Origin of the sequence: Acinetobacter lwoffii (assembly GCF_024129435.1) — a bacterium.
GTDB classification, from domain to species: domain Bacteria; phylum Pseudomonadota; class Gammaproteobacteria; order Pseudomonadales; family Moraxellaceae; genus Acinetobacter; species Acinetobacter lwoffii_F.
This window is the reverse complement of sequence record NZ_JAMXXN010000007.1, coordinates 104,184-127,300: the sequence shown is the minus strand read 5'-3', so window position 1 is coordinate 127,300 and position 23,117 is coordinate 104,184. Positions and strand designations below refer to the sequence as shown.

At 44.9% G+C, this 23,117-nt stretch carries 24 protein-coding genes; 12 read left to right on the top strand and 12 right to left on the bottom strand.

Annotated elements, in window-relative coordinates:
* Nucleotides 1-7: 7 nt before the first annotated feature.
* The 5 genes from NI455_RS06885 to NI455_RS06865 all read left to right on the top strand — a co-directional run bounded on the left by NI455_RS06885 (nt 8) and on the right by NI455_RS06865 (nt 5,857).
* Nucleotides 8-973 (top strand): 3-carboxyethylcatechol 2,3-dioxygenase, encoded by a 966-nt coding sequence (locus NI455_RS06885; RefSeq protein WP_253113222.1) that lies wholly within the window; start codon nt 8-10, stop codon nt 971-973.
* Nucleotides 974-977: 4 nt separating this feature from the next.
* Nucleotides 978-2,204, top strand: a complete 1,227-nt coding sequence (gene hcaD / locus NI455_RS06880) for a 3-phenylpropionate/cinnamic acid dioxygenase ferredoxin--NAD(+) reductase subunit (RefSeq protein WP_253113221.1) — start codon at nt 978-980, stop codon at nt 2,202-2,204.
* 168 nt (nt 2,205-2,372) lie between these two features.
* Nucleotides 2,373-3,278: a DMT family transporter gene (locus NI455_RS06875; protein ID WP_253113219.1), complete on the top strand. Its 906-nt coding sequence runs from the start codon at nt 2,373-2,375 to the stop codon at nt 3,276-3,278.
* Nucleotides 3,279-3,459: 181 nt separating this feature from the next.
* Complete coding sequence (locus tag NI455_RS06870) at nt 3,460-4,395, top strand: cation diffusion facilitator family transporter (RefSeq protein WP_253113217.1); 936 nt, start codon at nt 3,460-3,462, stop codon at nt 4,393-4,395.
* A gap of 406 nt (nt 4,396-4,801) precedes the next feature.
* Nucleotides 4,802-5,857, top strand: a complete 1,056-nt coding sequence (locus NI455_RS06865; protein ID WP_005107984.1) for an MBL fold metallo-hydrolase — start codon at nt 4,802-4,804, stop codon at nt 5,855-5,857.
* Here the strand turns inward: NI455_RS06865 and NI455_RS06860 are convergent.
* The 3 genes from NI455_RS06860 to NI455_RS06850 form a co-directional block, all read right to left on the bottom strand.
* The gene (locus tag NI455_RS06860) at nt 5,847-6,257 is read right to left on the bottom strand and encodes a DoxX-like family protein (protein ID WP_253113215.1); all 411 of its coding nucleotides are present in this window, start codon (nt 6,255-6,257) and stop codon (nt 5,847-5,849) included. The genes NI455_RS06865 and NI455_RS06860 overlap by 11 nt on opposite strands.
* On the bottom strand, nt 6,247-6,690 hold the full coding sequence (locus tag NI455_RS06855; protein WP_164543034.1) for a thiol-disulfide oxidoreductase DCC family protein: 444 nt from the start codon (nt 6,688-6,690) through the stop codon (nt 6,247-6,249). The genes NI455_RS06860 and NI455_RS06855 overlap by 11 nt, the downstream gene beginning before the upstream one ends.
* A 95-nt stretch (nt 6,691-6,785) precedes the next feature.
* Complete coding sequence (locus tag NI455_RS06850; RefSeq protein WP_253113213.1) at nt 6,786-8,306, bottom strand: catalase; 1,521 nt, start codon at nt 8,304-8,306, stop codon at nt 6,786-6,788.
* Nucleotides 8,307-8,925: 619 nt separating this feature from the next.
* Here NI455_RS06850 and NI455_RS06845 point away from each other — a divergent pair.
* Nucleotides 8,926-9,105: a DUF7230 family protein gene (locus NI455_RS06845; RefSeq protein ID WP_004729442.1), complete on the top strand. Its 180-nt coding sequence runs from the start codon at nt 8,926-8,928 to the stop codon at nt 9,103-9,105.
* Here the strand turns inward: NI455_RS06845 and NI455_RS06840 are convergent.
* The 3 genes from NI455_RS06840 to NI455_RS06830 all read right to left on the bottom strand — a co-directional run bounded on the left by NI455_RS06840 (nt 9,102) and on the right by NI455_RS06830 (nt 12,514).
* Entirely contained in the window at nt 9,102-9,602 is a 501-nt protein-coding gene (locus NI455_RS06840) for a hypothetical protein (protein WP_121980130.1), read from the bottom strand. The genes NI455_RS06845 and NI455_RS06840 overlap by 4 nt on opposite strands.
* A gap of 42 nt (nt 9,603-9,644) precedes the next feature.
* Nucleotides 9,645-11,942, bottom strand: coding sequence for a phosphoenolpyruvate--protein phosphotransferase (gene ptsP, locus NI455_RS06835; RefSeq protein WP_253113211.1), 2,298 nt, complete (start codon nt 11,940-11,942; stop codon nt 9,645-9,647).
* Between the two features lie 89 nt (nt 11,943-12,031).
* Nucleotides 12,032-12,514, bottom strand: a complete 483-nt coding sequence (locus NI455_RS06830; RefSeq protein WP_004278502.1) for an RNA pyrophosphohydrolase — start codon at nt 12,512-12,514, stop codon at nt 12,032-12,034.
* A 182-nt stretch (nt 12,515-12,696) separates the two neighbouring features.
* On the opposite strand from NI455_RS06830, the gene NI455_RS06825 reads away from it, so the two are divergent.
* Together NI455_RS06825 and NI455_RS06820 are read left to right on the top strand one after the other, a co-directional pair.
* Entirely contained in the window at nt 12,697-13,347 is a 651-nt protein-coding gene (locus tag NI455_RS06825; RefSeq protein ID WP_085064242.1) for an HAD family hydrolase, read from the top strand.
* A 160-nt stretch (nt 13,348-13,507) separates the two neighbouring features.
* The gene (locus NI455_RS06820; RefSeq protein ID WP_004278500.1) at nt 13,508-13,756 is read left to right on the top strand and encodes a DUF2789 family protein; all 249 of its coding nucleotides are present in this window, start codon (nt 13,508-13,510) and stop codon (nt 13,754-13,756) included.
* A gap of 49 nt (nt 13,757-13,805) precedes the next feature.
* Here the strand turns inward: NI455_RS06820 and ovoA are convergent, their stop codons facing one another.
* The 3 genes from ovoA to NI455_RS06805 form a co-directional block, all read right to left on the bottom strand.
* Nucleotides 13,806-15,980, bottom strand: coding sequence for a 5-histidylcysteine sulfoxide synthase (ovoA, locus tag NI455_RS06815; RefSeq protein WP_253113208.1), 2,175 nt, complete (start codon nt 15,978-15,980; stop codon nt 13,806-13,808).
* A gap of 150 nt (nt 15,981-16,130) precedes the next feature.
* Nucleotides 16,131-17,006: a LysR family transcriptional regulator gene (locus tag NI455_RS06810; protein ID WP_004278498.1), complete on the bottom strand. Its 876-nt coding sequence runs from the start codon at nt 17,004-17,006 to the stop codon at nt 16,131-16,133.
* Nucleotides 17,007-17,196: 190 nt separating this feature from the next.
* Nucleotides 17,197-17,433, bottom strand: coding sequence for a DUF2061 domain-containing protein (locus NI455_RS06805; protein WP_005107971.1), 237 nt, complete (start codon nt 17,431-17,433; stop codon nt 17,197-17,199).
* A gap of 261 nt (nt 17,434-17,694) precedes the next feature.
* Between NI455_RS06805 and leuC the strand changes: the two genes are divergently transcribed.
* From leuC to leuB, 4 genes are all read left to right on the top strand, one after another.
* Nucleotides 17,695-19,128, top strand: coding sequence for a 3-isopropylmalate dehydratase large subunit (leuC, locus tag NI455_RS06800; protein WP_253113206.1), 1,434 nt, complete (start codon nt 17,695-17,697; stop codon nt 19,126-19,128).
* A 21-nt stretch (nt 19,129-19,149) separates the two neighbouring features.
* Entirely contained in the window at nt 19,150-19,800 is a 651-nt protein-coding gene (gene leuD, locus NI455_RS06795) for a 3-isopropylmalate dehydratase small subunit (RefSeq protein WP_253113203.1), read from the top strand.
* 86 nt (nt 19,801-19,886) lie between these two features.
* A complete protein-coding gene (locus tag NI455_RS06790; RefSeq protein ID WP_004647383.1) occupies nt 19,887-20,450 on the top strand; it encodes a hypothetical protein in 564 nt (187 codons plus the stop codon).
* Nucleotides 20,451-20,492: 42 nt separating this feature from the next.
* Nucleotides 20,493-21,572: a 3-isopropylmalate dehydrogenase gene (gene leuB, locus NI455_RS06785; RefSeq protein ID WP_253113202.1), complete on the top strand. Its 1,080-nt coding sequence runs from the start codon at nt 20,493-20,495 to the stop codon at nt 21,570-21,572.
* Nucleotides 21,573-21,644: 72 nt separating this feature from the next.
* Here leuB and NI455_RS06780 read toward each other — a convergent pair whose 3' ends face one another.
* The 3 genes from NI455_RS06780 to infA form a co-directional block, all read right to left on the bottom strand.
* Complete coding sequence (locus NI455_RS06780; protein ID WP_086044144.1) at nt 21,645-22,046, bottom strand: hypothetical protein; 402 nt, start codon at nt 22,044-22,046, stop codon at nt 21,645-21,647.
* 144 nt (nt 22,047-22,190) lie between these two features.
* Nucleotides 22,191-22,571, bottom strand: coding sequence for a hypothetical protein (locus NI455_RS06775; protein WP_253113201.1), 381 nt, complete (start codon nt 22,569-22,571; stop codon nt 22,191-22,193).
* Nucleotides 22,572-22,704: 133 nt separating this feature from the next.
* On the bottom strand, nt 22,705-22,926 hold the full coding sequence (gene infA / locus NI455_RS06770) for a translation initiation factor IF-1 (protein WP_001284370.1): 222 nt from the start codon (nt 22,924-22,926) through the stop codon (nt 22,705-22,707).
* Between the last annotated feature and the right edge of the window lie 191 nt (nt 22,927-23,117).

Genomic DNA, 23,117 nt, shown 5'->3' with positions numbered 1-23,117 from the left:
GTCTCTCATGGCCGTTAAACTTATTTGTGCATCGCACAGTCCTTTAATGGAATTTGCTTCACCTCAAGATCAATCAAAAAAGCAAAAAGTTCGTGCTGCTTTTGAAAAACTCTCTGCTGAAGTAAAAGCTTACGACCCAACCCTGATCATCACTTTTGGTCCAGATCATTTTAATGGTTTCTTCTATGACCTGATGCCAAGTTTCTGCGTCGGTATTCGTGCCAAAGCTGCAGGTGACTGGGATTATGGTAAAGACAATGACTATATTGATGTACCTGAAGACAAGGCATTAGATCTGGTTCGACGTGTACTGGATGAAGGCGTGGATGTTGCCTACTCATACCGTATGCAGGCCGACCATGGCGTGACTCAGCCCTTACATTTCCTGTGTGAAGGCAAACTTGATCGTTATCCAACGATTCCAATTTTTATTAATGGCGCTGCAGCACCGATGCCAACCACCAAACGTACTATTGCTTTGGGCCGTGCTGTGGGTCAATACATCAAGTCTTTAAACCTTGAAAACGAGCGTGTGCTTGTTTTAGGTACCGGTGGTCTGTCACATGATCCACCTACACCACAAATGGGTGCAGTACCACCAGAAGTGGAAGAGTTCCTGATTGCAGGTCGTTATCCAACGCCTGAAGCACGTCATGCACGTCAATCCAAGATTATTGCAGTGGGTCAAAAGCTGGCAGCAGGAGATACGTCAGTTGCCGTGCCTTTGAATGCTGAATGGGATATTGCCCTGCTAGAAACCTTCAAGCATGCTGATTTTGCAACATTAGAAGCGATGACTGAAGCTGAAATCCGCCATGATGGTGGTCGTGGTGGTCAGGAAGTCCGTTCTTGGATGGCTGCCTTCGCTGCCTTAAGCGAAATGGGTGAGTATGAAATGACCACACATTGCTATGAAGACATCAGCGAATGGATTGCCGGCTTCGGTATCGTATCTGCAGAGTTAAAAGGTTAAGAAAATGAGCAACGTAAACAACATCGTGATCGTGGGTGCTGGCCAGGCAGGTGCGAGCGCAATTTTAGAACTTCGTGGCAACAAGTATGAAGGCAAAATTACCTTAATTGGTGATGAAAGCCATCTTCCTTATGAGCGTCCACCGTTGTCTAAAGAGGTGATTCTAAAACCTGAAGAAACCAAGATCGAAATCCTGTCGGAACAGAAACTGGCAGATTTAGGCGTAGAAACGATTCGCGGCAATGGCGTGGCGAAAATCAATGCCGAAGCGAAAACGGTTGAACTCCTCAACGGTGATGTTGTTGCTTACGACAAACTCTTGCTTGCAACAGGTGGTGCAGCGCGCCGTTTGCCTAATTTCGATGCTTTGGGCAAACACGTCTATACCCTGCGTAACCTGGAAGATTCACAGGCACTGGTGCCTGTACTTCAAGCCGGTCGCCGTATCATCCTGATCGGTGGTGGCGTGATTGGTCTTGAGTTGGCATCATCTGCACGTTACAAAGACTGTCAGGTGACTGTGATTGAAATGGGTCCGATGGTCATGGGTCGTTGTTCACCACAAATCCTGAGCGAATTCCTGCTGGAACAGCATCGTCAAAACCAGGTCGATGTGCGTCTTGAAACTAAGATTGCAGATTGCCGTTTAGATGGTGAAGAAGTCGTGGTAATGCTGGAAGGCGGTGAAGAGCTGCGTGCGGATGCTGTAGTTTACGGAATTGGGATCGTGCCAAATGCACAGCTTGCCGTAGATGCAGGTCTGGATGTTGATGTTGCGATCAAAGTGAATGAACACTGCCAAACCTCGAATGCTGATATTTATGCAGCGGGCGATGTTGCGACTCAGTTACGTGACTGTGGCAATCACCGCCGCGTTGAAACTTGGGAAAATGCCAACCTTCAGGCAGGCATCTTTGCGCGTCACGTGATGGGTGTGGAACATCCGAAAGCCAATCTGGCCTGGTTCTGGACGGATCAGCTGAATATCAACTTCCAGTTTGTTGGCGAAATGGCAGCAGATGAATGGCATATCCGTGGGGAAATGGATGCAGCCAAAGGTGCAGACAATTCATTCGTGATGTATGGTGTGACCGATGGTCAGATCGTTGGCGGGATTACCGTGAATGCAGCCAAAGAAATGCGTCATTTGAAAAAAATGATCAGCAAAAATACGGCGTTTGATGTTGAAAAACACTTGGATATCGCGCAAGACTTACGCAAAATTGCTTAAGTTGTATTGAGATATTTTTCGACAGACCTATGTTTTGCATAGGTCTGTTTTTTATGCACAAAACTTGATGAATTTATCAAAAATTAAAACTTCATCTCAGCATGAATTCGCTATACGCTATTTTTGAAGTTGCTGATCCAGAACTTCTTGGCCTCGTTTAGGAGACTTATGAGTTCTTCATCTTCATTGCCGGTCACGGCAAGTATTTACGCTTTATTGGTGCTGATCTGGGCAGCAACGCCACTGGCGATTGTCTGGAGCGTGGCCGAGATTCACCCGATGTGGGTGCTGATCATTCGCTATTTCGGTGCCTCGATTATTGCGCTTTTCCTGCTAAAAATCATGCGCGACCCGCTGCCTTTTGACCGCACTTCAATGAAAAGCTATCTGGCAGGCAGTTTTAATTTAATCGGCGCACAGCTGTTTATTTATCTGGCGGCCAATTATCTGACCTCAGGGTTGATGGCACTAATTTTTGGTTTTTCACCGCTGATCGCCGGTTTAATCGGTCATGTGATTTTAAAAATCCATAAACTGATCTGGTTGCAATGGCTCGGCATGGCAGTGGCCGTTGCTGGTTTGTGTTTTGTTTTTGCCGACTCTGCAGACAGCAAAATCAATCCTTGGGGTGTGGTGCTGATGCTGATCAGTATGGTGTCTTATATCAGCTCAATCTTCTGGGTTAAACAGATTAGTGCACCCTTGAGTCCGATGTCACAAGCCACTGGTTCATTACTGGTATCTGCGGCTGGTTCAGTCATTTTAGTGCCGCTTATCTGGCAACATATGCCGACTCAGTTGCCTAGCACACAGGCAATGATCGGTTTTGTATTTACCATGATCATGTCTTCGATTGTGGCAATGCTGTGTTATTTCTGGCTGATTCGCCGTCTAAATGCTTCGACCGTTTCATTGAGTAATGTGATGACGCCGGTGATCGCTCTGGTATTGGGAGCAACCTTAAATCATGAAATTATCAGCAGTCATGCTTTTGCGGGAATTGCTGTGGTGATGTTCGGGATCATCATGTATTTCTGGAAAGAGTGGCGCGAGCAGTATTTTTCCAAGCATTAAAACTGTAAAAACCAAAAGGGCGAAAGCCCTTTTATTATTTTAGTGGAGAGTAAAGTGATTCAACAACGTGAGAGATCACGACTAAGCAACAATTTGTAAAACAACTTTCAAAAATAAATGATTAAGATTTTGATACATAAATCATTCAAGCTTGCACAAGCTTATTTAGGACAGTGTCAGGATGTCTGAATCCAATAAAATCGTAGTTTATGCAGCCCTGTTTGGTAATCTGGCGATTGCGCTGGTTAAATTTGTTGCGTCCTATATAACCAATAGTTCTGCCATGTTCAGTGAGGCAATTCATTCCGTAGTGGATACCTTGAATGAAATTTTACTGCTGTATGGCATAAAAAAATCAGAAAAACCTGCAAATGCCAAACATCCTTTTGGTTATGGACGTGAACTGTATTTTTGGGCTTTTATTGTGGCACTGATGGTTTTTGCGTTGGGTGCGATTGTATCCATCTATCAGGGGATACAGCATATTCTTCAGCCTGAAGTCATGCAGGATCCATTGATCAATTATATTGTGCTGGGTCTAGCGATTCTTTTTGAAGGATTTTCATGGTCAGTGGCTTTAAAAACTTTTCGTAAACAAAAGGGAAATCTGGGATATTTTGAAGCATTTCGACACAGTAAAGATCCAACGACCTTTACCGTGTTATTTGAAGATACTGCCGCCCTGGTCGGCTTGGTAATTGCTCTGGTCGGTATTTTTCTGGCGCATCAACTGAATATTCCTGAATTGGACGGTGCTGCATCGATTTTAATTGGTATCGTGCTGGCAGTATCTGCCTGGTTTCTGGCACGGGAAACCAAAGGTTTGTTACTGGGTGAAACGGCAGATCCAAAACTGCGTGAAAATGTATTAAACATTGCTCAACAGGATGCGGCAGTTTTCAGTGCCAATGGGGTATTGACTGAGCAGATGGGCGCTCAGCAAGTCATTGCATCATTGAGTCTGGAATTTAAAGATGATTTAACTTCTGATGAAATTGAAGCCTGTGTCAACCGGATCGAAGCACAGATTAAACAGCTGCACCCGGAAATTATTGCTTTATTTGTGAAACCCCAAACCAAGGCCGTATGGCTGGAACGAACCCAAGGTCGTGTATAAAGATCTAAAAATCGCTTGAGGTTGGTATTTTGACTTCCGCTTGCCTTTCTTGCACAACTGATGTGATGATACAGATGTATGGGGAACTCCATCATAAAATCATCAATGGGCAGGCATGCTTTTGTTAGCATGGGCTTATAAATGTTTAGTATCATTTTGTATTTTTAGACAGAAGGGCGCGAGCGATATTTTTCTAGATAATCCAAGGCTTCAGCCAGCCATAAGGTCGATGAAATGCCATTTTTTTGTTAAAAATAACAAAAACATACATGATTTTCTGTGACGGATTTCATACTATGTTGCAGTGTGCCTGTTTTTAGTTTGTATGCTCATTAAAAGATGCACCGCTTGACCATTTCAAGAGGTTGCTGTCTTGCATATAGCGAATAATAAATAGTGGATGTTTATGCAAGATCTTCTCAAAACTAAAAAATTCCAGTTAATCACGGAATCCAGTTGGAAACATCTCTGGTCTAAGCCAGTGTTTGAGTATCTGCATTCAGATCATTTCGACGGAAAACAGTTTCGTAATCTTGAGCATGCTTCTCTATCGCGCGGTCGCTTTGATTTATACAAATGGCTCATTACCCGAAAATCCAAGACCTGGAATGTCAATCTTGACGAGGAACGTGCCGAGTTTTTTTCTCGTCCGCGCGCATTGCCACAGCAGCGTCCAGATGCAGCTCTGGATGACTGGCAAGTCTGGTTTATTGGTCACGCAACCACATTAATTCAGATCGGCCCCTATAACTTCCTGACCGATCCGGTTTGGGCTGAATATGCCAGTCCATCGGCTTCTACAGGGCCGCAGCGGGTCATTCCGGCTGGCATTGCCTTGGATGAATTACCTCAGATTGATGCCGTACTGCTCAGCCATAACCATTATGATCATATGGATCTGGCTAGTCTGGAATGGCTGTACAACACTTTTGAGATGCCTATTTATACTGGTCTGGGTAATGCCTGGTATTTGCCAGAACATTATACCGTGCATGAAATGGACTGGTGGGAAAGTGCCTTTTTTGAAGAGATCCGGATTGTCTATACGCCGGCTCAACATGCCTCAGGGCGCGGCATGCGCGATCAGAACTGTGCACTTTGGGGAGGATTTTCTTTATTACATGGCAAGGAACATTGTTTTTTTGCCGGAGATAGTGGCTACGCCTCACATTTTAAAGAAATTCGTAAACGTCTGGGTGCACCGCGAATTGCCTTACTCCCGATAGGAGCGTATGAACCGCGTGAACTGATGCGCGCGATCCATATGAATCCGGAAGATGCCTTTCATGCCCATCATGACTTGCAGGCCAAATGTTCACTGGCGATTCATTACCGTACTTTTCAGCTCACGGATGAAGACCGGGATGCGCCGGAACATGAGTTGCATGAGATCATCAAGCATTCTTCCAAGTTGATTAATCCGTTTTATTGCATACGTGAAGGCAAACGAATTATTGTCTAAATATTTTACTCTGTTCCTGTTGGATGAGTTGAATGGCCACTACAGAAAGCATCAGCATGGCGGTATTCATCACCACAGGATTGAATGCTGCAGTAAGTTGCAACGGGGCTGTGAATGCAATCAGCAGTAGTAATCCAGCAAGTCCGATAATATTCAACCTATGCAAGAGTATGGACCGGTTCCATTTCAGAAAGCATAAGCCAAATAGCATTTCACATCCTCCGGAAAGTCTAACCAAGACTTTGGCCAGTGCCAGCTCAAAACCCATATTTTGCCAAATGCTAATTTCAGCGGGTGATTGGAACAGAATTTTTGGAATGAGTCCCTGATAGAGCCATAGTATGACCAAAGTCAGCTGGATAGTACGCAGTGATTGTAGGAATACAGGTTTAGGATTCACGGACAGCTTCTTCCAGAAAATGGCGTTTATTTTCGCTGGATGGAATCAGGCAATACTCGGTTTTGCCAAATAGCTTGTAACGATTTAAAGCAACCACACGATACAGAAAATCCCGGATAAAACGCGGAACCAAATAACCTGCGCTCATTAAATTAAAGGGAAAACCGAGATGCTGCAGCACCTTCAGCAAGGCAGTCGATTCGGTATAGAGTATGCCATCTTGAATGACGAGCATCGTGGTGTAATGTTCAGTGGACATCTGATAATGCTCGAGCAGTGCCGTACCTAAAGGCGATTGGGCGGAAACCAGTTTAAACTGAATCTTTTTATCGTATTTAATCAGAAACCGTGTCCAGCCATTGCAGATTACGCAAACAGCATCAAATAAAACAATGTCGTGTTGTTGAATGATGTCTTCAATATTTGGATGCATTGTTGTATTTCTTTTTGTGCCAGCTTGTTTCTATAGTGCTTGATGCTGCAATAAAAAACCACCCGAAGGTGGTTTCTATACATGTCTAAACTGGCTTAGAGAAAGCTAGGCAAACCTTTGGCTGGATCGCTTTCACGTGCTGCTTGGGCATCTGCTACGGTCATGCCGAGTGCTTGTGCTACGCCTTCGCCGTAGGCTGGATCACAGCTATAACAGTTGCGGATGTGACGGTATTTGATGAAATCTAGCGCATCACCCATTGCTCCGGCCGTGTTATTAAACAGTGCCTGTTTCTGCTGATCATTCATCAGGTTGAACAGGGCACGGGGCTGACTGAAGTAGTCATTGTCATCTTCGCGGAAGTCCCAGAAATCGGCATCACCGGTGATTTTCAGTGGCGGTTCTCTGAATTCCGGTTGTTCCTGCCACTGGCTAAAACTGTTCGGCTCGTAATGTGGCAATGAACCATAGTTGCCATCCATACGGCCCTGACCATCACGGCGGTTCGAATGTACAGGACAGCGTGCAGCATTGACCGGAACCTGTGAATGATTCACGCCAACACGGTAACGCGCTGCATCGGCATAGTTCACTAAACGTGCCTGTAACATACGGTCCGGTGAGTAGCTGATACCCGGTACAAGATTGCTTGGTGCAAAGGCTGCTTGTTCTACATCCTGGAAATAGTTTTCCGGATTGCGGTTCAGTTCAAATTCACCGACTTCAATCAGTGGATAATCACCTTTCGGCCAGACTTTGGTCAGGTCAAATGGATGATAAGGCACTGTTTCAGCTTCCAGTTCCGGCATGATCTGAACGTACATTTTCCATTTTGGATACTCACCACGCTCAATGGCATCAAATAGGTCAGTCTGACTACTTTCACGATCTTTAGCAATCAAATCTGCAGCTTCAGCATCGGTCAGGTTTTGAATACCTTGCTGGGTACGCATATGAAATTTCACCCAGAAGCGTTCATTCTGGGAATTGATAAAACTAAAGGTATGGCTGCCAAAACCATGCATATGACGGTAACCGGTTGGGATCCCACGATCCGACATAACAATAGTCACTTGATGCAGAGCTTCAGGCAAGAGTGTCCAGAAATCCCAGTTATTGGTGGCACTGCGCTTGTTGGTTTTCGGGTCACGTTTGACTGCTTTATTCAGGTCAGGGAACTTGCGGGCATCCCGCAGGAAAAATACCGGAGTATTGTTGCCGACCAGATCCCAGTTGCCTTCTTCAGTATAGAATTTTAAGGCAAAACCGCGAATATCACGTTCTGCATCGGCTGCGCCACGTTCACCTGCCACCGTTGAGAAACGCGCAAACATTTCGGTTTTTTTGCCGACTTCAGAGAAAATTTTAGCGCGGCTATATTGGGTAATATCATTGGTCACGGTAAAGGTGCCGAAAGCACCTGAACCTTTGGCATGCATACGACGCTCTGGAATCACTTCACGGACAAAGTTGGCCAGTTTTTCATTCAGCCATAAATCCTGAGCAAGCAAAGGTCCACGCGCACCTGCCGTCATACTGTTCTGGTTGTCGACCACAGGCGCACCAGCTTCAGTGGTCAGGTGGGTGACAGGGCATTTTTTAAAATCTTGGCTCATCTTTCCTCTCCAAGTTTTGAATATCTTGTGTCGTTTATCTAGTATTCATAAAATATTGAGATATACGCTAATCAAATCAGGTTTCACTATATTTACAATATCTTTAAATAAAGGGTGTTACAGCACAAAACGGAATTCAGGATATAATTGAGTGAGCTCACTCAAAACGTATTTTTAAAGTTAATAAAGTTTAAAATATTGAAAATTAAATGGTTACTTTTAAAAAGTAACGGGTTTTCCACTCTCTGACAATATCAAATTCTATATATTTTGAATAACTCAAATAATGAATGGGATTAAACGAAAATAACAATATCTAAGTCCATAATATGTTTTTATCAAAGGATAAAAATAATAAGTGAAAAGTGTTATTTAAAATACATTTTATAACTGATTTATTTTAAATAGTTTTTTAATCAAGTTTTGTTGGTCTGAAGAAACCCATAAAAATAATGAATGGAATAAGGGTGTTTTCTGGCTATAGCTCGCATTTTTGCATACAGAAAATCCTATCCAGATGGTCTTTATTTTTAAAAAAGCATTGGCAAATATGCTTGAAAATTAGTCAGTCGGCCCTATAATTATCTCACTCCTTCCTCAAAATCACATAGAGAGTAAAATGGCCAAGAAAAAAACAGCCGAGCAGGTGGTGATCCACAATTTTGTGGCAAAACACATGCATGAAGTCAACAAAAGCCAGGTCTTTGTAGACCGAAAGAAAAATGCAAAACGTGGCTACAACAAGCACAGACAAGGGCGATATTCCATGGAAGATCGCCCTTTTTTAATGGCTGCTTAAGGTCTGTAAGGTGGCTGGGGACGACGCGGTGGCTGTTTAGGATTGGTTTTAACTGGAGAGAGCGGGGCGACAGGCCGGTTGTTACGAGTTTGCGAATATTGATTTGGATGCCGGGATGACGTTGTCGATTCATCCGCAATTAAGTCATTAAAGAATTTATTGAGTCTACTGTGCACTGGCGCTTTGTGGTGAGGGGAGTGAGGCTGTGGTCTGGCCTGCTGAAAACTGGAAAATTGATCTTTTTGTTGATGATAGAGTCTGGCAGCAATGACGGAGGGGTCATCTCTGCCTAAACGCCGCCGTTGCGATGCCGAAATTTCAATGCCCAATAATGGAGTCATTTTAGGCCGATCGGCATAGCTCGTTGCTCGATTGCTGGCAGGGCGTATATAAGATGAACCGGAATTATGAGTTTCTTTGCGGGCAGCCAAAGCCGGTGCAAGAATGACTACATAGAACACCGCAACAATCATGAACAGGATGACCAGAAATTCCATAACCACCTCTACCACTGTCGAGGGACTGGAAAAAGTCCCGTATTAGGCACTCACTATACGTGATGCTGATTTCACCATATCCCCTAAACCATGGGTTCTGAAATAATATTCTAACCAGCTTTTTACCATAAGTGGATTGTCCATTTTTAACACATGTGCCAGTAATTCCTGGGCATCACTCATCGGAACATGACAAATGGTTTTACGTACCCGCAAAATATTACTGGAACTCATCGACAGGGTATTAAAGCCCATGGCCATGAGCAAAACTGCAGACAGCGGATCGCCCGCCATTTCACCGCAGATACTGACCGGTTTTTCATTACGATGACAGTCCTGCACCAGACGGGTCAGGGCACGCAGTACTGCAGGGTGTAAATGTGAATAGACATTGGCTACCCGTGGATTATTGCGATCCACAGCCAACAGATATTGGGTCAGATCGTTGGAGCCGACCGAGAAGAAATCCACCAGTTCGGAAAATTCATCAATCTGATGAAGCACACTCGGCACTTCCACCATGATGCCGAGTTTTGGTTTATTTACCTTGACCTGTTCTTCTTCTTGAATCGCCGCATGGTCACGTTCCAGTAGGTAAAGCGCTTCTTCAACCTCGCTGACACTGGTCACCATCGGCAGCAGAATATGCAGGTTATTCAGTCCGATACTGGCTTTGAGCATGGCGCGAATCTGTGAAGAAAAAATTTCCGGATGATCGAGGGTAAAACGAATGCCACGCCAGCCGAGAGCCGAATTTTCTTCTTCAATCGAGAAATACGGCAGGTCTTTGTCTGCACCAATGTCCAGCGTTCGCATCACTACCGGTTTGTTGGCAAAATGACTGAGTTGCTGACGATAAATCGCACGTTGTTCTTCCTCGCCCGGGAAGCGGTCACGCAACATAAACGGAATTTCAGAACGGTATAAGCCAACACCTTTGGCACCGCGCTGCACGCCACGCACCACATCAATCATCAGGCCGGTATTGACGTAGAGTTTGACCGCCACGCCGTCCGGAGTAATTGCATCTTTGGTTTCGTACTGGCGCAAATCTTTGGCAATCTGTTCTTCTTCTTTTTGAATTTCTTTATAGCGACTGCGCAGGCGCCGTGGCGGATTAATAAAGACCCGGCCCTGATGTGCATCGACAATCATCTCTACATCATCGAGGGTGTTGATCGGCAGCTCAGTCACACCGACCACAGTCGGAATACCGAGAGCACGTGCCACAATCACCATATGCGAGTTCATGGCACCTTCAGTGGTGACAATCGCGGCAATTTTATCTACAGGTAGTTCAACCAGTGCCGCCGTCGATATTTCCTCACCAATCAGAATACTTTCATCAGTCAATTCACGGTGACTGGCATCGGCTTCCTGTAAACGTGCCAGAATGCGGCGGCCCAGATCTTTTAAGTCCGCCACCCGCTCACGTAAATAGTCATCTTCCATCTGGGAAAATTGTGCCACATGATTGTCAATGACAATTCGCACGGCGCCTTGTGCCCAGTGACCTTCACGAATAAAGGCCTTGATTTCTGCTGGCAGGGCATTTTCATCCAGCATACGCAAGAACACGCTAAACAGTGCGCGTTCCTCGGCCATCAACGCATCCTGCATTTTGTCATCTAGCGACTGGATTTCTTCGCGGACTGAATTTAGCGCGTTATCTAAGAGCTGCAGTTCTTCGCTGATGTCATCTGCTTCACGGTCAGGGACTGCGGCAAGATCTGCTGGTGGATACAGAATCACTGCACGACCTAAGGCAATGCCACCGGAGCCAGAAACTCCCTGAAAGGTTTTATAGGCGGGCAGGTTGCTCGGCTTACGGAATACATCGATATTGCCAACGGCATGGGCATGGGCGATGACGCCAGAAAGCTGCGCGCAGAGTGTGACCAGAAAGGATTCAGCAGCTTCAGAAAAGTCCTGTGATTCTTTATTCTGAACCACCAGTACACCCATGACCTTACGGCGGTACATCACCGGCACACCGAGGAAGGAGTTATAAATTTCCTCACCGGTTTCAGGTAAAAACAGGAAGCGCTCATGTTTAGGGGCATTGTCCAGATTGACAATTTCCTCACGCTGCCCAACCAGGCCCACCAGACCCTCACCGGTCTGCAAAGACACATGGCCGACAGATTCTGCATTCAGGCCTTTAGACGCCATGAGCAGATAACGCTGATTGCGTTCATCGAGGAGATAGATCGAGCAGACATCAACCTGCATGGCCTCGGCCACATGCTTGACCATAATGTCGAGTGATTCATGCAAACTGGTGGACGCATTGATCTCCTGAACAATACGTCTCAAGGTGTCCAGTTGCATATTCGACATAAGGTCTGCTCCGTCTATTCAGAATTTCAGTGATTAAGTTTATTTATAACAATAGCCGCGTAAAAAATCTGCATTATTTATGCGATTTTTTAAGGTTTTTGCTGGGGTAGTTGCTGACACAACTCCACCAGGGCTTTGCGGTAAACATCACGTTTGAAATTCACGACTTGACCGAGTGGGTACCAGTAACTGACCCATTGCCATTGATCAAATTCGGGCGGATCAGACAGATTCAACTGAATATGCTGAACGGGGGCCGTGAGTTTGAGTAAAAACCACTTTTGTTTTTGACCGATACAGACCGGATCAGAGTCCGTACGAATGTATCGATGCGGCAAACGATAGCGCAACCAGCCTTTGGTTTGCGCGACTATCTGGACGTGTTCGGGCAATAAGCCAACTTCTTCTCTCAGCTCACGATAGAGTGCCTGCTCAGGGGTTTCTCCATATTGGATCCCGCCTTGTGGAAATTGCCATGCATTATGACCAATGCGTTTTGCCCATAAAACCTGTCCAGCATCGTTTGCCAAAATGATCCCGACATTCGGTCGGAAACCTTCAGAGTCGATCATTTGGCTACCTAAAAATTGTTTAATTTATGCCTTTGCCATCGGGGAGCATTATTTCGTTATCCAACTCGAAAAAAGCAAAGTTTAAAAATGTTAAAATTGCTATGATCTTAACGAATTTCTATCGACTAGCGGAGATAGATTTACAATTTTTTTCTTAAATTTCAGTTTTAACGAGTATTTTCATGAAATTGGCGCTATTTGATCTCGATCACACCTTGTTAAACACGGATTCGGATCATTCTTGGGGAGAGTTTTTGGTCAGTGAGGGCCTGGTCGATCCAGTTCAGCATCGCGCCATGAATGACAAGTTCTATGACGATTATAAAAAAGGTCAGCTGGATCCTTATGCCTATAATGAATTTGTGTTCCAGTTTCTGACCAAACATGACAATGATTATTTGACTGAATTACATCAACTGTTCATGCAAAAAGTCATTCGTCCACAAATGCGTCCTGAAGGTTTTAAAGCCATTGAGCGCCACCGTGAAGCAGGGCATGCCTTAGTGGGGATTACCGCAACTTCAGACTTTATTACCGCACCCATTTTTCGTGAATTCGGAATTACTGAAATTATTGCCACCAATGCTGAAGTCATTGATGGGAAATATACTGGTAAAGTCATCAATACCGCATGCTATCAGCAAGGCAAGCTGGTGCGTCTGGAACAATGGCTGGAAGGCCGTGACGTAACCGAGTCTTGGGCTTATTCAGATTCTATTAATGACCGTTTCTTGCTGGAATATGCGGATCATGCGATTGCAGTCAATCCGGATGATCGCTTGGAAACTTTAGCCCAAGAACAGGGTTGGAAAATACAGGACTGGTCGATCTAATCACTCCGAACTCATTGATGTGATTATTAAGTACAACTTCGGTTGTGCTTTTTATTTGCCTCATTTGAATATTAATGTTTTTTCACAGTCCGGCTGAATCAGACATGCTATGCTCGAAAAACAGGACATGATAACAATAGTAGATTCTGAGGTATGAGATATGACTCACGTTCGACCACGTATGACACATCTGTTCCAACAGCTTGGCTTGGATGCCAGTGCAGAAGGTATTGAAACATTTATTCACGAGCATCAATTGCATAAAGATCTGACTTTACTGGATGCGCCGTATTGGTCAGAGGCACAACGTCAATTTTTAAGCGAGAAAATAGCCTCTGATGGCGAATGGGCGATTGTGGTAGATCAACTCAATGAATCCTTACATGAAAATTCAACCAGTGAAGGATGATTAAAAAGCCAATCGTATGATTGGCTTTTTTTAGGCCATCACCTTACCTTTAGCGAATCCGTTTCCAGATCGTGACTTGTGACAGGGTATGTTGATACTTTCTGGCCGTTTCTCGAATCACAAAAGGCACATCTTGGGGTTCGGCCACCAATTCAAAGTGCTGGGTTAAGATATTGCTTATACCAGCCAAGGTCGTGATCTTTTCCCCATCCTGCTGAAAACCGCCCAGCCATTCGCTACGCGCCGTATGTTCTTCCAGCCAGGTATAGGGCGAACTCAGCATTAAAATTCCACCTATATTGATACGTTTATGAATCTGCAATAAAAAGTCTTTCGGATGATGCAGCCGGTCAATCAGGTTGGCTGCCAGAATAAAATCATAGCCGCTAAAATGTGCTTTCAGATTGCAGGCATCGGCCTGAAAAAATTCCGTTTTAGATGTAAACTGATCCAAAGTAACATCTTCAAGTGAACAGCTTTTTTCTTCGCTTAATTCACCTTCTAGCGGCAGCTGATAATGTACCTTGTCGCCTTGAGCCAAATAGACCGCTTGCTGAATAAAGCGTGCAGAAAAGTCCAGACCGGTCACTTGATCAAAATAGTGTGCCAGTTCAAAGCTGGCGCGGCCGGTAGCACAGCCAATATCTAAGGCACGATGACATGGCACTTGCTGAAAATAGGGTTGTGCCAGATCGACCAGTGTTTTGGCAAAATTAGCGATACCAAAATATTCGGGGCCGTACTGGAATTCCAGATATTGGGAGACCAGCTGGTCGCTTTCATAGTTCGAAGGGAAATGTTGCAGTGCCTGATCAGAGGCGACGTAGCGAAAACCGGCATGCTGGAAGAAATGCCGTCTGAAGGCATAGCGGGAACTATATAAAGTTTCATTGCCCGCCGAAATCCAGGAGCCACCTTTCATCAGGTTATGGCGACCGTCAAAGGTTGGTGTACTGAAATCATCATAAAGCGGATGCACCTGAAAACCCTGAAATGGATAGATCGGAGTTTCAGTCCACTGCCAGACATTGCCCTGAATATCATAAAAATCGCCCTGCTTGAAATGATCGACCGGACAGGAGCTGGTGCCGTATTTCAACTCGATATTGGCCTGTTCAGGGCTCGGTAAATCTGAATCCAGATCGGAAACTGCATACAGGCGATACCATTCATCTTCAGTCGGCAAGCGAATGGTTTTTCCCAGCTGTTGCGATTTCCACTGACAAAAAGCCTTGGCTTCATGATAATTCACTTCTACCGGCCAGTCCCAAGGCATCGGCACTTCTTCCAGCATCAATCGCAGTGACCAGCCTAATTCAGTTTTGCGCCAGAAACAGGGATGAGCAGCTTGTGAAAATTGCAGCCAGCCTAGACCTTCTTCACTCCAGTAGTGTTCGGTCTGATAGCCATCAGCTTCGACAAAGGCCAGAAATTCCTGATTCGATACCAGATATTTGGAGGCTGCAAAAGCTGCAACCTCGGCTTCATGCCGGCCGTATTCATTGTCCCAGCCATAAAATGGATGGTTAAAATCTTTCTGTAAATGCACCTTACCTTCAGGCACATCCAGCAAAATATTATCCGGGGCCATGCCGGTAATAATATTGGCACGCCACTGCGGATGCTGGCGTACATGTTCCAAAGCATGCTGGCGGATCAGCACAGAAGAAGTTTCCAGATGGATCCGTTCATGTTCGATGCCCATGATGATGGTCCACCAAGGGTTTTGCCAGTTTAAGGGTAGAGTTAGCGGAGCATGTTCAAGGATGTTCAGGATCAGGGCGCGTACCTGATGCCGATAATCACGGACTTCCTGCACACTGGGCCAGTCATAGTGCACTTCATCCAGGTCATCCCAGCTCATCTCGTCTACACCGATCGCGAAGATACTTTCAAAATGCGGATTTACGCGTTCGCTAATTAGCTTGCTGAGCAGCAGTTTATTGACAAAAAAAGTGGCGGTATGGGCAAAATAAAAAATTAGCGGATGACGTAAAGTAATCGGCTTGATGAAAAATGCATCTTCATGTTTGAGGCATTCAAACAGTTGTTCATAGGTGTCAAAGGTGTTCAGGAAATATTCGCGCAGGCAGTGCCGGGCAGTCTGTTCATCGGCAAAATCAAGTGCCGGCGTGGGCAGCAGCATCGGTTTGGCCGAAAGCCATAGGCTGCTTGTATTTGTTTTATCTTGAGAGTGGGATTTTAAGGGAGAATCGAGCTGCATCCGTCAGGCTCCATCGAATAGTTTTAAGCATTCCTCTGCACTGCAAAAGAATGGAATTGTCTTAAAAATACTCGAAAGATATCGCCAGATGGGGTGTATTTAGGTAACAAAATGCTGCACCGTTTTGGATGCAGCATGTTCAGGAACGGCTTAAATAGACAGCGAGGCACCCTGCATGAGCTGAACCAGAGCCTGAGCTGCTTTGGACTGCGTACGGCCAGGATGCCAAACCATGCCCAAACGACGGTTCATTTCCAAGTTGATGTCCAGCTGGTGCAGGTCGTGATTGACCAGGGTTTTTGGCAGTACTGACCAACCTAAGCCAATCGATACCAGCATCCGGATCGATTCCAGCGGATTATTGCTCATGCTGACTTTCGGTTTAATACCCTGTTTTTCAAATTCGGCCAAGGTGATCTGCGAAGTATAGGTCTGTGATGATGGCAACAGGCTCGGGTAGTCGAGCAAATCTTCCAGACACAGATTTTTTTGCTGCGCCAGCGGATGAAACGGTGCCACCACAAAGACCAGAGGATCATTCCAGATAGTTACATAATTCAGACGCGCATCACCCCGTGGCGGCAAGGTTAAAAATGCCAGTTCCAGATCGCCGGCAATCACCTGTTCATGCGCCTGTTCGGAATCTACAAAATGCACATCCAGAGTCACGTCAGGATATTCCTGAACATAACGGCGCAAATGACTCGGCAGATGATGCAGGCCGATATGATGACTGGTACCAATTTTTAGTTTGCCCTGTACCTGACCCTGTTCATGGCTCAAGGTATAATGAATATCACCGAGTTCATTCAGCCAGTTTTTCACTTTAGGCAACAGGGAATGTGCCGCGTGGGTGGCCTGTACGCCACGCCCGGCAGATTCAAACAGCTTGACCCCAAAGTATTCTTCGAGACTGTGAATACGTTTGGTGACAGCAGGCTGGGTAATGAATAGCTGATCTGCGGCCAGAGAAATCGAACCGGTTTCCATGACTTTCACGAAGGCTTCAAAGGCTGCGAGATTCATCTTAATCACCTATAAAGAATTTTTATGTGTAAATCTATTATTGTTATATTTTAAGAATAAATCAAAGTAAAATTAGCTCATCTATGTTGCAGTGCTGAATTACTATACATTTTCAAAGCCTTGGCATTTTAAAAACTAAAAAAGACCACCTATAAAGGCAGTCTTTCATCAGGAACCTCGACCGAAGAGTTTAGACGGTAATGTCCTCATTCTGCTGTTGGTTATTACGCTCCCAGATTTTTTCATGGAAGAAGAAAGCAACTGCCTGTACCGTTGGCTCTAATAAACTTAAGGCAATGGCCATCGTCAAACTGCCGGTCACCAAGTAACCCACAATCATCGCCACAGTAATGTGCATAATGTAGTAGCTGAAGGTTTTTTTGAACATGCGCTGGTTGTTGTCTACGAAGCGTTGAATATGTGCCATGTCGAAGTTCCTCAAAATCATCATTTCTGTCGATGAAGAAATAATAATAATTCTCATTTAATTTGTAAAAGCGAATATTTTTTATAAATCAATCGGAAAATTAGATTTATAAAAATAGAGCTCAAGCATGATTTGATTCAGCTTTTAAAAGATTCCAAAAAGTTTTTTAACTGATAAAAATGATAAATTAGATTTATGTGATTGCAGCGATATAATCAAAATCAGAGAAAGAATTTACCCAGTCCAGTGGAGTACATCGACATGGCAGGCGCAACCCAAACAGCAAAAACATTATATGATAAATTGTGGGACGACCATTTAGTAACGCAACGTGATGATGGTTCTGCCTTACTGTACATCGACCGTCACTTATTACATGAAGTGACTTCTCCACAGGCCTTTGAAGGTTTGCAATTGGCCGGGCGTAAGCCATGGCGTTTAAGTGCCAACATTGCCACACCGGATCATAACGTACCGACCTCAAAAAAAGAGCGTGAGCAGGGCGTTGCCGGAATTGAAGATGAAACTTCGCGCATCCAGGTGCAAACCTTGGATGATAACTGCAAGACTTTTAATATTGTTGAATTTGATATTAATGATATTCGTCAGGGCATCGCGCATGTGGTCGGACCGGAGCAGGGCTTGACCTTACCGGGCATGACCGTGGTATGTGGTGACTCGCATACAGCAACCCATGGTGCTTTTGGCTGTTTGGCGCATGGTATCGGGACATCCGAAGTTGAACATGTATTGGCGACCCAATGCCTGGTTCAAAAGAAGATGAAAAACATGTTGGTACGCGTCGATGGCAAATTAGGTCAGGGCGTAACACCGAAAGATGTGGTCTTGGCCATTATTGGCAAGATCGGTACCGCAGGCGGTACTGGTCACGCGATTGAGTTCGGTGGTCAGGTCTTCCGTGACATGTCTATCGAAGGTCGTATGACTGTGTGTAACATGGCGATCGAAGCCGGTGCACGCGTGGGTATGGTCGCTGTGGATGACAAAACCATCGAGTATGTTAAAGGTCGTCCTTATGCGCCAACTGCGGAACAGTGGGATCAGGCGGTAGCGTACTGGAATACATTGCATTCGGATGAAGGTGCATACTTTGACACGGTGGTTGTATTGCAAGGTGAAGAAATTGAGCCGCAAGTGTCTTGGGGAACTTCTCCTGAGATGGTCATTCCAGTGTCTCAAGCAGTACCAACTTTAGAACAAGCCAAAGACGATGTACAACGCAATGACTGGAACCGTGCTTATCAATATATGGGCTTAAATGCCGGTCAGGCCTTGGCTGAGATTCAACTGGATCGTGTCTTTATCGGTTCGTGCACCAATTCGCGTATTGAAGATATCCGTGCTGCAGCCGAAATGATCAAAGGTCGTAAGGTCGCATCTTCAATCAAACAGGCGATGGTGGTTCCGGGTTCTGGTCTGGTCAAAGCTCAGGCAGAAGCGGAAGGCTTGGACAAGGTATTTGTCGAAGCGGGCTTTGAATGGCGTGAACCAGGTTGTTCAATGTGTCTGGCGATGAATGCCGACAAGTTGCAGCCGGGCGAGCATTGTGCCTCGACTTCGAACCGTAACTTTGAAGGTCGTCAGGGCAATGGCGGTCGTACTCATCTGGTAAGTCCAGCCATGGCAGCCGCTGCTGCGATTGCAGGTCACTTTGTTGATGTTCGTTCATTTTAATTGGTACGTAGGAGCACAGACATGAAAGCTTATACCGTTGAACAAGGTATCGTTGCACCTTTAGACCGTGCCAATGTCGATACAGATTTAATTATTCCAAAACAGTTTTTGAAATCGATCAAACGTACCGGTTTTGGTGACAATTTGTTTGATGAATTGCGTTACTTGGATGAAGGTTATCCAGGTCAGGACAATTCAGTTCGTGTGATCAATCCGGACTTTGTCTTGAACCAGCCACGTTATCAGGGTGCGTCTATTTTAATTTCACGTGCCAACTTTGGATGTGGTTCTAGCCGTGAACATGCGCCGTGGGCTTTGAGTGAATACGGTTTCCGTACTGTTATTGCGCCAAGCTTTGCCGATATTTTCTTTAATAACTGTTTTAAAAACGGTATGTTGCCCGTGATTTTGGCTGAAGATATTGTTGAGCAGTTATTTAAGGAATGTGCGGCAGATGAAGGCTATCAACTGACCATTGACTTGCAGGCACAAGAAGTTCGCACCCCTACAGGTGAAAGCTTTAAGTTCGAAGTCGATCCATTTCGCAAGCATTGCCTGTTAAATGGTCTGGATGATATTGGCTTAACTTTGCAGGTGGCGGATGATATTCGTGCCTATGAAGAAAAAACCAAACAATCGCGTCCTTGGGTATTTGCCGAAATTCATGGATAAATCAGTAAAAATTGTCATGGCATGACTGCGATGCCCTTGCTAATATCGGAAGATTATTGAGTTTTTGATTGGGTAAGACAGACATTATGGCGAATTATTGGAAACAGTGGCTTGCTTTAAGTTCAGTATCGGTGCTGTTGACTGCATGTCAAAGCATCGACACGATGAAACTCAAACATGCCAAAGAAAATACTGAGAGCAAAAGCAATGCCCTGATCTACTGTACAGGGACGCCAGATTGTCAGTTCGAACGCTTCAATCAGACCATTATTGTCAACGCCGACAATGGCCGCATCAGTGATGAGGCGCTGAAGCAGAAACTGGTGCGCTTGCAGGCCAAAAATTTAAATCAGGCCAATTCGATTTATTTATCTGTGCCGGCAGGACAGCATGAACTGGTCGTGCGTTTTTATCCGATCAGTAAGGATAAAGCGGAAACTTTACATGTATTCCATCGTTTTCAGGCCAATAACCGCTATAGCTTAAAAATGTTTCGTGACCGTAGTGCGCGTAGCAGCAGTTTATTAAATTCTTCGGCGCCGGATCCGCTTTGCGTAGATCTGGTACAAGAGCAAAAAACCATTCGTCGTTTTTGCAAACCCTATAATGCAGTCACCGGGATTGCAGAGTTTGTAGAAAAGAAAATTTAACCTCTGTCAGGTCTGAATCTGACGTTTTAAACGGAAAATCTCATGTCTAAACAAATTTTGATTTTAGCTGGTGACGGCATCGGCCCTGAAATTGTAAAAGCCGCAGAGCAAGTACTCACACGCGTAAATGAAAAATTTAATCTTGATTTGACATGGGAACAGGGCTTACTCGGTGGTGCAGCCATTGATGCACATGGTTCACCGTATCCTGAAGTGACCTCTGAACAGGCTAAAAAAGCTGATGCGATTTTACTCGGTGCCGTGGGCGGTCCAAAATGGGATACGATTGAGCGCTCAATTCGTCCGGAACGTGGTTTATTGAAATTGCGTAGTGAACTGAACCTGTTTGCTAACTTGCGTCCAGCCATTCTTTATTCGCAATTGGCTGATGCTTCAAGTTTAAAGCCTGAAATCGTAGCAGGTCTGGATATTCTGATTGTGCGTGAATTGACCGGTGGTATTTACTTCGGTCAGCCACGCGGTATCCGTGAACTGGAAAATGGCGAGAAGCAAGGCTATAACACTGACGTTTATTCAGAATCTGAAATCAAGCGTATCGCCAAAGTCGCTTTTGAAATGGCCAACTTGCGCGGTGGTAAAGTATGTTCAGTGGATAAAGCCAACGTGCTTGAAGTAACTGAACTGTGGAAACAGACAGTGACTGCGCTGAAAGATGCCGAATACCCTGAAATTAATTTATCGCATATGTATGTCGACAATGCCGCAATGCAACTGGTGCGTGCGCCAAAGCAGTTTGACGTGATTGTCACCTCGAATCTGTTCGGTGATATCCTGTCTGATGAAGCTGCGATGTTGACCGGTTCAATCGGCATGTTGCCATCGGCATCTCTGGATGAAAATGGCAAGGGCATGTATGAGCCTTGTCATGGTTCTGCACCAGATATCGCCGGTCAAAACCTGGCAAATCCATTAGCGACGATTCTTTCGGTGGCGATGATGTTGCGTTATACCTTCCGTGAAGAAGCGGCTGCTAAAGCGATTGAAGATGCAGTAGGCCAAGTCTTGGATCAAGGCTTGCGTACGGCAGATATCATGTCTGAAGGCATGCAAAAAGTCGGTACGGTTGAAATGGGTCAAGCAGTCGTTGCTGCATTGAAATAAGCCTGTTTCGATTCAAAAAAACGCAGCCTTGAGCTGCGTTTTTTTATGATGGGCATATCAAATCCAAACCGCTTAACAGGTTCGGCCTGTAGTGCGTACCGCGGTCGCAATATTATCTTTGAGTAAGAAGGTGATTTTACATTGCAATTTGACGTCATAGCCGCCGGCAGGGCTTACTGACACTGGAATAGGTATAGTGCCTGTCCCTGTAGCAGGAAACTGCGCTACAGGCAAAGGAATGCTAATGGGGCGTTGTACCACATAGCTTAATTGCTTGGCGCTGCGTTCAGGCCCACTGATCTGCTGGTAACCTAAACGTTTTAGATCCAGAGTTTGATCGATCAGTTGGCTGCTTTGCCCAATGAACTGTTGTAAATAGGCATCACGCTGCGCAGCAGTCGTTGATGAGGTGGTGCTGCATGCACTAAGCAAACTCAATGCTGTACAGCATACTAAAATCAGTGTGAACTTCATGAGCTGTCCTCACACCAAATAAAATGAGTGTAAGCGCATTCCATGCAAAAATACTGTTGTGATTTGATACACGGTAGAAGTTTAGCGTGGTGAGGTTGATCCCTGATTTAATCCGATACAGGCTTTGAACTCGATGAGTACAGCTCAGCAAGCTCTACCGGTAAAGCAAATCGCCTGAACAATTTCATCTTTCAAGTCAAACCAGATTTGGCATTTCATCTCAATGTTATAACCACCATTTGAGGGCATCGGCATTGGTGCGCCGATCGGAATGCTCTGACTAATATTCGGCGTGCCCATCGGAATATTCATATCCCGAAAAATAGTGTAGCTGAGAGATTCTGCGGTTTGAATCGGTTGCTGGGAGGTCTTGAATCCCATTGCGCGAAGATCAAGCTGGCTACGAACCTGTGCTGCAGTTTGACCCACATAAGGTTGTAGAGACTGATGCAGATGCTGATTGCCGCCGGTAGCGCACGCAACGAGAAACAAGCTGGAAAGTAGGGACAAGCATTTCATATTCATTGTTTTTATACCTATTGTTTTAATTCAATGAATAGTTGTGAATTTATAAGACTGTGTCAAATTATTTTATTGATTGATAAATAATTCAAGTAATAAAAAAGCCACTAAAAGTGGCTTTTGCTTACGCTAAAACTTAGCGTGCACGATATGTGATACGACCTTTAGTCAAATCATAAGGTGTCATTTCAACCTTCACACTGTCGCCCGTTAAAATACGGATATAGTGTTTACGCATTTTACCAGAGATGTGGGCAATCACTTCGTGACCGTTCTCTAAACGTACACGGAACATAGTATTAGGAAGCGTCTCGGTGACAACGCCTTCGAACTCGATGAGTTCCTCTTTATTGGCCATAGCCTACCTGAATGAATAAATTGGAAAGGCGCAAATTATAGTCAATTTTTTTGCAAAATACAAGACGAAACGGGCGTTAGACTGATCATCTGCCAGTAAAATAGGCGAACTGTCACGATAATTTTTTTAACTAAAAAGACACCTGTTTCTGTTGTCAGTTTGGTCAATCACAGTTAATCTAAAATTAATCT